This window comes from Devosia geojensis (assembly GCF_000969415.1).
In the GTDB taxonomy this organism is placed as follows: domain Bacteria; phylum Pseudomonadota; class Alphaproteobacteria; order Rhizobiales; family Devosiaceae; genus Devosia; species Devosia geojensis.
The window spans coordinates 1-10,319 of record NZ_JZEX01000148.1 but is presented as its reverse complement, the minus strand read 5'-3'; the positions used below and the strand labels follow the sequence as shown (position 1 = coordinate 10,319).

General features: G+C 66.9%; 11 protein-coding genes. 6 read left to right on the top strand and 5 right to left on the bottom strand.

The features are described 5' to 3' along the window. Positions 1-76 precede the first annotated feature (76 nt). From xseA to VE25_RS17815, 3 genes are all read left to right on the top strand, one after another. Positions 77-1,492, top strand: coding sequence for an exodeoxyribonuclease VII large subunit (gene xseA, locus VE25_RS17825; protein WP_046110015.1), 1,416 nt, complete (start codon positions 77-79; stop codon positions 1,490-1,492). A 66-nt stretch (positions 1,493-1,558) separates the two neighbouring features. Continuing rightward, the gene (locus VE25_RS17820; protein ID WP_046110014.1) at positions 1,559-1,780 is read left to right on the top strand and encodes a DUF2093 domain-containing protein; all 222 of its coding nucleotides are present in this window, start codon (positions 1,559-1,561) and stop codon (positions 1,778-1,780) included. Between the two features lie 4 nt (positions 1,781-1,784). Next, positions 1,785-2,930 (top strand): glycosyltransferase family protein, encoded by a 1,146-nt coding sequence (locus VE25_RS17815; RefSeq protein ID WP_046110013.1) that lies wholly within the window; start codon positions 1,785-1,787, stop codon positions 2,928-2,930. 56 nt (positions 2,931-2,986) lie between these two features. Here VE25_RS17815 and VE25_RS17810 read toward each other — a convergent pair whose 3' ends face one another. Further along, complete coding sequence (locus VE25_RS17810; RefSeq protein ID WP_046110012.1) at positions 2,987-3,223, bottom strand: DUF4170 domain-containing protein; 237 nt, start codon at positions 3,221-3,223, stop codon at positions 2,987-2,989. 14 nt (positions 3,224-3,237) lie between these two features. Beyond that, entirely contained in the window at positions 3,238-4,074 is an 837-nt protein-coding gene (locus tag VE25_RS17805; RefSeq protein ID WP_046110011.1) for a 3'(2'),5'-bisphosphate nucleotidase CysQ, read from the bottom strand. A 288-nt stretch (positions 4,075-4,362) separates the two neighbouring features. Here VE25_RS17805 and VE25_RS17800 point away from each other — a divergent pair, with 288 nt between their 5' ends. Then, on the top strand, positions 4,363-4,881 hold the full coding sequence (locus VE25_RS17800; protein ID WP_046110010.1) for a DUF6101 family protein: 519 nt from the start codon (positions 4,363-4,365) through the stop codon (positions 4,879-4,881). A 63-nt stretch (positions 4,882-4,944) separates the two neighbouring features. On the opposite strand, the gene VE25_RS17795 is transcribed toward VE25_RS17800, so the two are convergent. Together VE25_RS17795 and ubiA are read right to left on the bottom strand one after the other, a co-directional pair. Further along, a complete protein-coding gene (locus tag VE25_RS17795; protein ID WP_046110009.1) occupies positions 4,945-5,748 on the bottom strand; it encodes a hypothetical protein in 804 nt (267 codons plus the stop codon). Then, positions 5,745-6,683, bottom strand: coding sequence for a 4-hydroxybenzoate octaprenyltransferase (gene ubiA / locus VE25_RS17790; RefSeq protein WP_046110008.1), 939 nt, complete (start codon positions 6,681-6,683; stop codon positions 5,745-5,747). Before ubiA ends, VE25_RS17795 begins: the two co-directional genes overlap by 4 nt. A gap of 266 nt (positions 6,684-6,949) precedes the next feature. Here ubiA and VE25_RS17785 point away from each other — a divergent pair, with 266 nt between their 5' ends. Together VE25_RS17785 and VE25_RS17780 are read left to right on the top strand one after the other, a co-directional pair. Continuing rightward, a complete protein-coding gene (locus tag VE25_RS17785) occupies positions 6,950-7,699 on the top strand; it encodes a 16S rRNA (uracil(1498)-N(3))-methyltransferase (protein ID WP_046110007.1) in 750 nt (249 codons plus the stop codon). A gap of 105 nt (positions 7,700-7,804) precedes the next feature. Beyond that, entirely contained in the window at positions 7,805-9,190 is a 1,386-nt protein-coding gene (locus VE25_RS17780; RefSeq protein ID WP_046110006.1) for a glutamate--cysteine ligase, read from the top strand. A gap of 272 nt (positions 9,191-9,462) precedes the next feature. On the opposite strand, the gene VE25_RS17775 is transcribed toward VE25_RS17780, so the two are convergent. Next, the gene (locus tag VE25_RS17775) at positions 9,463-10,224 is read right to left on the bottom strand and encodes an ABC transporter permease (protein ID WP_046110016.1); all 762 of its coding nucleotides are present in this window, start codon (positions 10,222-10,224) and stop codon (positions 9,463-9,465) included. Positions 10,225-10,319: the final 95 nt, after the last annotated feature.

The following is a 10,319-nucleotide window of genomic DNA, read 5'->3' as shown; positions in this document are numbered from 1 at the left end:
CCATCATATTGCCGTGTGTGGAGCTTTCTCCCCGCCGCCTTGACGCACACCGCGCTTCTGGCGCACGAGTTGGACCATGACCGATCTCCTCACCAACGCCGCCGAGTTCACCGTCTCCGAAATCGCCCAGGCGGTCCGGCGCACCGTCGAGGAAAACTTCGGCTATGTGCGCGTGCGCGGCGAGATTTCCGGTTTCCGCGGCCAGCACGCCTCCGGCCACGCCTACTTCACCCTGAAGGACGAGAACGCCTCGATCGACGCGGTCGTCTGGAAGACGAGCTTTGCCCGCCTCGCCTTCAAGCCGCAGGAGGGGCTGGAGGTCATCGCCACCGGGCGGCTCACCACCTTTCCGCGCTCGTCGAAATACCAGATCGTCATCGAGAACCTGGAGCCCGCCGGCGCCGGCGCGCTGATGGCCCTGTTGGAGGAGCGGCGCAAGAAGCTCGCCGCCGAAGGCCTCTTCGCGCGCGAGCGCAAGAGGCCGCTGCCCTATCTGCCGCGCGTCATCGGCGTCGTCACCTCGCCGACCGGCGCCGTCATCCGCGACATCCTGCACCGCCTTGCCGACCGTTTCCCCAGCCACGTCATCGTCTGGCCGGTGCGCGTCCAGGGCGAGACCAGCGCCGCCGAGGTCGTCGCCGCCATCGAGGGCTTCAACGCCTTTACGCCGGACGGACCGATCCCGCGTCCGGACCTCCTCATCGTCGCGCGCGGCGGCGGCTCCATCGAGGATCTCTGGAGCTTCAACGAGGAGATCGTGGTGCGCGCGGTCGCCGCGAGCGGGATCCCTCTGATCTCGGCCGTCGGCCACGAGACCGACACCACCCTCATAGATTACGTCGCCGACATGCGCGCACCCACCCCCACCGCCGCCGCCGAGGCGGCCGTGCCGGTCAGGAGCGAGCTCATCGGCTATGTCGAGGATTTGGGGTTGCGCCAGCGCAACGGGGCGCGCCGCATCGCCTCGAACCTACGGGACCGGATGCGCGCCGCGAGCGCCGGCCTGCCGCGCCCCGCCGACCTCGTCGCGCCCCAGCGCCAACGGCTCGATCATGCCGGGGCCAACCTCCTGACGGCATTGCGCCATACCAGCCAGGCCAAGGCCATCACGCTCGCCCGCATCGCGCCGCGTCTCAGTCCGCGCGTTCTTGAGCGCGAGGTCCGCGAGCTGCGCACCCGCCTCGACTACGCCGCCCGCCGGCTCGACCCCGCCATTGCCCGCATCATCGAGAGCCGGTCGCAGCGCCTGACCGGGCTCGACAAGCTCATGTCGTCCCTCAGTTACGAGAACGTGCTCGCGCGCGGCTATGCCGTCGTCCGCCGTTCCGACGGCGCCGTCGTCTCCGGCCGTGCCGCGCTCAATCCGGGCGACATGATCGATATCCAGTTCTCCGACGGCGACGTGGGCGCTACCGTCTCCGGCGCGCCGGCGCGGCCCCGCCGCCGGCAGAAGTTACAATCGGACAACGATAGTCAGGAAAGCCTCTTTTGAGATCGGGCAGGGGACGCTATATCCACCGTTAGCAGAAGCGTGCCGCGTACCAGGAAAGTCATGGCAATGAACATTTTCGACAAGGGGTTCACCCCCGCCGAGGCGCAGCTGCGCTATCTGGATGCCGACTATGTGGTCCTGCGCCCCGGCAGTTTCGTGCGTTGCGCCATCACCGGCCGCCCCATCCCGCTCGACGAGCTCTCCTACTGGAACGTCGACCGTCAGGAGGCTTATGCCGACATCGAGACGGCCAACGAGGCCTACCGGCGTTACGGCCTAGGGAACTAGGCCCGTGGCCCAGGCGTCCGGCCGCCGCCGGTTCCTCTTCGTTTCCAACGGGCACGGCGAGGACTGGATTTCCGCCGCGCTGATCCGCTCGCTTCCCCGCCATATCGTTGCCGAGGCCTATCCGATGATCGGCTCGGGCAATGCCTATGCCGACGTCTGCCCCACCGTCGGCCCGCGCGCGAGCCTCGCGTCGGAAGGCTGGCGGAACGTGCGCGGCTCCATCCGCCGCGACATCGCCAAGGGAGGCTTGCGGACCATCCCGCCGGCGCTCTCGTTCTTGAGCCGCATCCGCGGGCAGTATGACGAGGTGGTCGTCGTCGGCGACATGGTCGGCGTGCTCGCCGGCTTCATGACCGGGCACCGCAACCTTTTTTACATCGACGTCTACAAGACGGGCGCGGCGCGCCTCTATTCGCGCGCCGAGAAATGGGCGATCAGGCGCACCTGCAAGACCGTCTTCTGCCGCGCCGAGAACCTGGCCGATATGCTCGTCGACGTCGGGGTCGATGCGCGCTGCGCCGGCAATGTGATGATGGACACCATCCCCTTTGCCGAATACGACGCGCGCGCCCGCCGCCGCCGGCCCTTAGGCGTGACGCTCCTGCCGGGCAGCCGCGCCCTGACCGCCGAAAGCTTCGCCCTGCAGATCGCGGCGCTGCGCGCGCTGCCGGATGAATTGCTGCCCGATATCTTCCTCGCCGTCGCCGGCGGCATCGATGTCGAGAACCTCGCACGTGAGGCCAAGCTCGGCCGCACCGCCATGCTCTCGACCGAGAGCGCCGACCTCGGCGAATTGACCGACGGGCGCCTGACCGTCCACATGGCGCGCGGCGCCGCGATGGGCAACCTGCTCGCCGTTTCCGATCTGGTGCTCTCGCAGGCCGGCACCGCCACCGTCCAGGCGCTGGGCACAGGCTGTCCGGCCATCACCTTCATCAATGCGCGCGATCGCCGCTCCCGCTTCCGCGACGAGCAGAAGCTGTTCGATGCCGCCCGCACCGTGGTGCCGCCGGAGCCGGACGCCATCGCCGGCGCGCTGAAGCGCCTGCTGGCCGACGAAGGCGAACGCCATCGCCTCGCCGAGATCGGACGCGAGCGCATCGGAGGGCCGGGAGCCCTGCGCACCATCGTCGAGGCGTTGGCTGAATAAGCACGCCTGTCTTCTCCCCCTTGTGGGGAGAAGTGGCCGCAGTCCGAGATGGCCGCCTAGTTCTCTTCCGGGTCGAGCAGCCGGTGCAGGTGCACGATGAAATAGCGCGTCTGCGCGCTGTCGACCGTCTGCTGCGCCTTCTGTTTCCACACGTCGTAGGCGGCCGCGTAGTTGGGGTAGACGCCCACGATATCCACATCGTTGAGGTTGGCGAAGGTCACGCCCGAAAGATCGGACAGTTCCCCTCCGATGACGAGATGCAGCAGTTGCTTTTGCGGTTCTTGGCTGGCCATGGCGTCGGTTCCGGTCACGAGATGGAAAGATGCGGCAGATCGGCCTCGGCCGGGCAGCCATAGACCTTGATCAGCGCCGCATGCACGATCGGTTTTAGGCTCATGTCGGCGAGCGCCGCAAGCGCCCCGTGGCGCAACTCAGCCTTGTTGAAACGCGGCGGCCCGGCGCAGACGTCCTCGAATGCGATGCCGGTTTCGGCGAGGATGATCGCGGCCGCGGCAATATCCCAGTCCAGGGCGCCGCGCCGCGCCACCGCCGCATCGAGCCTGCCGGTCGCCACCTGCACCAGCCGGTAGGCGAGGGAGGGATAGGCGGGCCCCCGCTTATAGTCGAGCCCGGCCGCCTGCATCTCCTGGTGCACGGCCCCCGGCGCCGGGATCAGCGGCAGCGATCCGGACCGCCGGCTGCGCCGCAGAGGGCGGCCGTTGAGGCGCGCTCCACCGCCCTGATAGGCGTCGTACATCTCGTCACGCGCCGGCGCATAGACGACGCCGGCGACGGGCGCCCCGTCCTCGATCACCGCCAGCGACACCGTCCAGCTGTCCTCCCCGCGGATGAAGCCGCGCGTGCCGTCGATGGGGTCGACAACGAACGTGCGCTGCCGCCCCAGCCGGTCGGGCGTGTCGACGGTTTCCTCGCTCAGCCATCCGTATCCGGGGCGCGCCGCCATCAGCGTCGTCATCAGGAATTTGTCGACGATGATGTCGGCTTCGCTGACGGGCGAGGCGTTCTCCTTCTCCCAGGCCTTGACCGCGCGGCGGAAGTAGCCGCTGGCGATGATCCCGGCGGCCACCGCGCTCGTGCGCAGCAGTTCCAGGTCCTGTTCGTGGCTCGTTGCGGGAAGGCTCATGTTCGTCGAGCTTTTAGGCGTTGCGGCCCCGCCCGGCAAGGCCCGCTACCCGCCGATCGCATGAGCGTGCGCGGGCTGGAGGGCTCCCGGTCCCACGCTGGTTAACGTCCTGCCAGCCGGTGGCGTTAATCGCCCCTTACAGCAGGTGAGAACCCGCTAACCCTCCCGCAAAACAACCTAAACTTAACCGAACTTCTTAAGCCGGGCGGTAAGGGCGGGCGCTAGGATGGAGCCATAAAAGAGAGCACGGCCAACCGAAGCTCTCGGAAGTTGACAGGAAGGTATCCCATGGTCCGTGGCGTTGACATCGAAGGCGCAGCCGTCGTCCTTGCCTTTGCAAAACCCGAGGTGCCGAACCGCCGGTTCGTGGCCGCCAACGACAACGGCCCGCGCGAGCCGGTCAAGACGGTCACCGTGCGCAAGACCCTCGAGAAAAGCGGCGTCGCCATCAAGGTCAAGGTGCCGATCGACGAGTTCGTCGGCGTCGCCGTTGCCACCAGCATCTCGGAAGAGGGCGTGCTGCGTTCCACCATCGAGCTCGTCCATTCCGACGCCGAGCTCAACTATCGCGTCTTCGAGGAGATGGGCAACCACAACGTCGTCGCCGAGTGGCAGAACTGGGGCAAGAAGCTCCGCCTGCCGCTGCTGATCAAGGCCGGTGACGGCACCTATCTGCCGTATTCCCAGCAGGTCGACGGCGTCATGGTCGGTCAGCGCACCGCGCGCCGCAAGCTCCCCGCCGACGCCAACCGCCGCCCCCGCTTCCTCAACCGCCGCAAGCCCGGCACCCAGGGCGGCGCCGAATAACCCCTATTAGCCTCCAAAGCACGCAAAGCCGCCGGTGGTGCGGCCGGCTTTTCTTGTTAGCGTTCAGAGCCCGTAACGCGCCAACAGCCGGCCGATCGCCGATGTCGATGCCGGCCGCTCGTTGCGAATGTCCCTGAGCTTCTCGTTCCACAGGTGGAAGCAGAGCGTCTCGTCCGTCACGAACTGCGCGATGTCCGTATCCGGTTCGAAGACCTCGCGCGCCCGGGTGTGGTCGTAGGGGTAGAACACCTCGACGGGCGCGGCCTGGTGGAAGACGCCGTGTTTCCTGGCAAGCGCCGTCAGCGCCTGGGGGCCGAACGTGCCCCAGTAGTGGTCGGTCGGCCCGAACCTCTGCCCGATGAGCCGCTTCATCCACAATTGGCGCTTCCGATTGAAGTTGAGCCAGCTCGGAATGACGTTGGGCGCGAAGCCGGCAAGGATGTCGGCGATGATGGGCGACTCCGCCGGCAGGTAGAGGAGGGCATTGTTGAGCGTCTTGGCATCCTGCCTCCCGAATAGCGGCTGTCCGGCATCGAGCCGGACGGGCTTGACGCAGACCATGTCGGCGTCCGACCAGATGCCCTTGCCTCCGGCTTGCAACTGCAGGCGGAAATAGTCGGCCAGCATCGCCGGCGCGCCGCGCCGCCCGCCGAGCAGCGATGTCGCGTAGGCTTCCTCGACCGTTTCTGCCGCATCGACGAGAGCGATGCCCTCCGGCACATCCTTCACCGTCTCATAGCAATGCAGATGCACCCGATGGCCTGCCGCGAGATACGAAACCATCGACAGCCGCGCAAACGGATGGAGCCGTTCGCCCGTCCAGAACATGTTGATGACGGGCAGGGCCGGCGCGGGCGTGTCGGTCAAACCAGCCACTCCACCAGCAGCGTCGCCGCCAGCGCCAGCCCCACCCAGCGATTGGAGTAGAACCGCACAAACGGATTGTCGGGCGCCTTGGCGTCGACCGTCACCACCTGCCAGGCAAACATCGCCGCGATCAACGCCAGGCCCGCGGCCGTCACCCAGCCGCCCCCCGCGACGAGCCCCGCCGCCAGCCAGCAGGCGATCGTAGCCGCATAGAAGCCCCCGACGATGGGCTTTACCCGATCCCCGAACAGCCGCGCCGTCGATTTGACGCCGATGAGCGCATCGTCCTCGATGTCCTGCAGCGCATAGATGGTGTCGTAGCCGATCGTCCAGAAGATCGTGCCGATATAGAGCAGCAGCGGCGCGAGGCTGAGGCCTCCCGTCTGCGAGCTCCAGCCGACGAGTGCGCCCCAGGAGAATGCGAGCCCGAGGAAAAGCTGCGGCCACCAGGTCACCCGCTTCATGAACGGATAGATCGCCACCAGCGCCAGCGAGGCGATACCGATGAGAATGGTGAAGAGGTTGAACTGGATGAGCACCAGGAAGCCGGCAAGCGCCTGCGCGATGAGGAAGAGCGCGGCATTGCGCGTCGTCACCTGTCCCGAGGGGATCGGGCGCAGGCGCGTGCGCGCCACCTTCATGTCGATGTCGCGGTCGACGATGTCGTTGAACGTGCATCCGGCCCCGCGCATCAGCACCGAGCCGACGAACATCAGGATCAGCGCTACCCAGTCGAACCCGCGCGCTGGATCAGCTACCGCCGCCAGCGCCAGCGAGAAGGCGCACGGCCAGAACAGCAGCCAGATGCCGATCGGCCGATCCCAGCGCGCCAGCCGCGCATAGGGCTTCAGCCAGTCCGGCGCATGGGAATCGACCCAGTTGCCGCGCTGCGCGTCGGCAACGGAACCGGGAGTGGAGGAGCTAGGATTCGACATGGCCGTCGTTCTATCCCGGATGTCATCGCGGCGGAAGCGGTCAACCGCCTCACTCTCTCTTGGGCCGAGCCGCAGCAACGTCCACCGGGTCATTCCCGCGAAAGCGGGAACCTCTGTTTCTCTGCCCTAAACGGAGGTCCCCGCTTTCGCGGGGATGACCTTGTGATGGATGCGAAATCGCTGCACCGTCCAGGCTGTCAACCCCTTGCGCAGACTGCACCTCCTGGTCCTAAAGTGCGCCAAACTCCCGCTGCCAACAGAACTCCATGCCCCGCACCCACGCCTCCCTCCAGCGCCTCCATGTCGAGCCGGACCTTTCCGCCGGCGCGATGCTGACTCTCGGCAAGGACCAGTCGCTCTACCTCGCGGCGGTGCTGCGCAAGACCGTCGGCGACGAGGTAGTGCTGTTCAACGGGCGCGACGGCGCCTGGCTCGCGCGCTTGACCGGCGATTCCAAGAGGGCCGTGACCCTCGAAACCGTCGAGCGGATCGCCCCGCAAACGCCGCCTTCCGACCTCTGGTACGGCTTTGCGCCCCTGAAGACCGAGCGGCTCGACTACGTGGTGCAGAAGGCGACCGAGATGGGGGCAGGGGTCATCCAGCCGGTCCTCACCCGCTACACCCAGGTCTCGCGCCTGAAGCACGACAAGCTCGTCGCCAATGTCATCGAGGCGGCCGAGCAGTGCGAGGTGCTGACGGTGCCCGAGGTCAGGCCTGAAACGACGCTGGAGCGCCTCATTGCCGATTGGCCCGCCCGGGAAGGTGATCGCCGCCTGGTCTTCGCCGACGAGGGCGAAGCCTCCGCCAGCCCCCTCGAGGCGATCCGGGCGCTCGCCGGCGAGCCCGTCGGCCTCCTCGTCGGCCCGGAAGGCGGCTTTTCCGACGAGGAGCGGACGCTCCTCCACGCGCAACCCTTCGTCGTGCCGGTCAGTTTGGGCCCGAGGATCCTGCGCGCCGATACCGCCGCCGTCGCCGCGCTTGCGGTCATTCAGGCTATCATCGGCGATTGGCGATAAAAGGCGATTGACGCGGCTTCGCCAGCCGATATGTTCCGGGCCAATTCTGCGGATGCGTTTCCCGCAAGCGCAGCCGACCAACATTCGCCTGTTCCAGAGGTCTTCATGGCTGGTGCCGACCCCATCTCCCCGCCCATCGAATCGCGCGCCGATCTCATCGAGGTCATGGCGCGGGGCTCAAAGCCGCGGGAGGAGTGGCGCATCGGCACCGAGCACGAGAAGCACGTCTTCCACACCGATCCGCTGCGCCCCGTCGCCTATGGTGGTCCGGACGGCATCGCTGCGCTCCTCGAAGGCGTGCGTGCGGAGACCGGCTGGCACTATTTCTACGATCGCGAGCATCCCATCGGCATGCGCAACGACGAGATTGCCGGGGGCATCTCGCTCGAGCCCGGCGGTCAGTTCGAATTGTCCGGGGCCCCCCAGAAGGACCTCCACGGCACCGCCGCCGAGACGGCCGAACATATGCGCGTGTCGAAGAAGGTCGGTTCCGCCCTCGATATCCATTTCCTGGGCTTGGGCGTCACGCCCCTCTGGTCGGTCGCCGACATGCCGGCCATGCCCAAGTCCCGCTATGCGATCATGGCGCCCTATATGGGCAAGACCGGCACGCTCGGCACCTCGATGATGTTCCGCTCGGCCACCGTCCAGACCAATGTCGATTTCTCCTCGGAAGCCGACATGGTCAAGAAGCTGCGCGTCTCCCTCGCCCTGCAGCCGGTCGTCACCGCGCTCTTCGCCAACTCGCCCTTCGTCGACGGCAAGGAGAGCGGCTATCTCTCCTTCCGCTCGCACATCTGGCTCAATACCGATGCCGACCGCACCGGCATGCTGCCCTTCGTCTTCGAGGACGGCTTCGGCTTCGAGCGCTATGCCGACTACGCGCTCGACGTGCCGATGTACTTCGTCATCCGCGACGGCAAGTACGTCAATGTCGCCGGCGAGAGCTTCCGCGATTTCCTCGAGGGCAAGCTTCCCCAGCTTCCCGGCGACAAGCCGACGCTCAAGGACTGGGAGAACCACCTCTCGACGCTCTTTCCGGAAGTGCGCTTGAAGCAGTTTCTCGAGATGCGCGGCGCCGACATGGGCGATGAGGCCTCGGTCACCGCGCTTTCCGCGCTCTGGACCGGGCTCCTCTACGACGACGTGGCGCTCGACGTCGCCTCCGAGCTCGTCGCCGAATGGACCGCCGAGGAGCGCCAGAAGCTGCGCGAGGAGGTGCCCAGGACGGCGCTGCGCACCGCCTGGCCCGGCGACATCCTGCGCTTCGGCGACGTCAAGGACGCCGCCCGCGAGATCGTCGGCATCGCCAGCGCCGGCCTCGCCCGCCGCAATGTCCTCAACGAGAAGGGCGAGGACGAAAGCATCTACCTCGCCCCCCTGGAGGAGATCATCCAGCGCGACGAGACCCGCGCCGAATACTGGCTGAAGAAATACCGCGGCGAATGGGCCGGCGACCTCACCCGGATATTCGCCGAGGCCGAACTTTAGAGGCGCGCACCTTCCTTCTCCCTCGTGGGAGAGGATGTCCGAAGGGCGGGTGAGGGGTGTCCGTGAGCCCACGCCACGTCGGCGGCGCGGTAGGAGTCCTTGCCCGGCCGACGCCGGGTCACTGGACCATATCAGGCTTTATCTGAAACGGCGGTTCCTTCGCCTCCCTCCCCCTTGAGGGGAGGGAATGAGGGTGGGCGTGGTTGTGTAGGCCACCGATGGATCCTCACCCCCAACCCTCCCCTCAAGGGGGAGGGGAGCACGACTGGCCCCTACCTCGTCTGCCCTTCGAAAACCCGGTTGCCGAACCAGGCGCCGAGCGCCACCAGCACCACTGCAAGCGCCAATCCGAACAGAGCCTCGGGCGTTCCGATCTCGCCGCGGAAGATCGCGCGCAGCGCATCGACCACATGCTTGAACGGATTGATGTTGGAGAGCACCTGCAGCCACTGGGGCGCCAGGCTCATGGGCAGCAGGATGCCCGAGAGCAGCAGCACCGGCAGGGCCAGCGAGTTGACCAGTGGCGCGAACGCATCCTCGTTCTTGGTGATGAGCCCGAACGCGTAGGAAAGGTAGGAGAACGCCGCCCCGAGGAGCCCGATGAGGACGAGCCCCACTGCCACCGCCCAGAACGGGACCCTGAGGCCGAAGAGATAGGCGCAGGCGATGAGGATGACGGCCTGCACGATCAGCACGACCACGTCGCGCAGCACTCGCCCGGTGATGAGCGCGGTGCGGCTCGCCGGCGTCACCATCATTCGGTCGATCACTCCGGCACGCCATTCGGTGATGATGCCGAAGCCGACGAAGAGCCCGCCGAAGATGCCGAGCTGCACCAAGAGCCCCGGCACGAACACCACCCACGCATCGCCCGGCGGAAAGCCCGGCGCGCTCGCCACCTGCTCCAGCAGCGGCCCGAAGAGGGTGAGATAGAGGATGGGCTGGGTGATGCCGATGACGACCCACAGCGGCTCGCGCAACGACAGCTTCATGGCCCGCGTGAAGACGACCCAGGTGTCGGAAAAGAAGGTCATGATTTTTTGGTCCTTGCAAACTTGGAACTTCATCGGAACGTCGGGTGATCGTCCCCCTCCCCCTTGAGGGGAGGGATTAGGGGTGGGGGTAAGCC

Excerpts from the sequence above, each read along its gene's own strand:
- xseA (WP_046110015.1), top strand. The coding sequence starts at position 77 with ATGACCGATCTCCTCACCAACGCCGCCGAGTTCACCGTCTCCGAAATC.
- VE25_RS17820 (WP_046110014.1), top strand. The coding sequence starts at position 1,559 with ATGAACATTTTCGACAAGGGGTTCACCCCCGCCGAGGCGCAGCTGCGC.
- VE25_RS17810 (WP_046110012.1), bottom strand. The coding sequence starts at position 3,223 with ATGGCCAGCCAAGAACCGCAAAAGCAACTGCTGCATCTCGTCATCGGA.
- VE25_RS17805 (WP_046110011.1), bottom strand. The coding sequence starts at position 4,074 with ATGAGCCTTCCCGCAACGAGCCACGAACAGGACCTGGAACTGCTGCGC.
- VE25_RS17800 (WP_046110010.1), top strand. The coding sequence starts at position 4,363 with ATGGTCCGTGGCGTTGACATCGAAGGCGCAGCCGTCGTCCTTGCCTTT.
- ubiA (WP_046110008.1), bottom strand. The coding sequence starts at position 6,683 with ATGTCGAATCCTAGCTCCTCCACTCCCGGTTCCGTTGCCGACGCGCAG.
- VE25_RS17785 (WP_046110007.1), top strand. The coding sequence starts at position 6,950 with ATGCCCCGCACCCACGCCTCCCTCCAGCGCCTCCATGTCGAGCCGGAC.
- VE25_RS17780 (WP_046110006.1), top strand. The coding sequence starts at position 7,805 with ATGGCTGGTGCCGACCCCATCTCCCCGCCCATCGAATCGCGCGCCGAT.
- VE25_RS17775 (WP_046110016.1), bottom strand. The coding sequence starts at position 10,224 with ATGACCTTCTTTTCCGACACCTGGGTCGTCTTCACGCGGGCCATGAAG.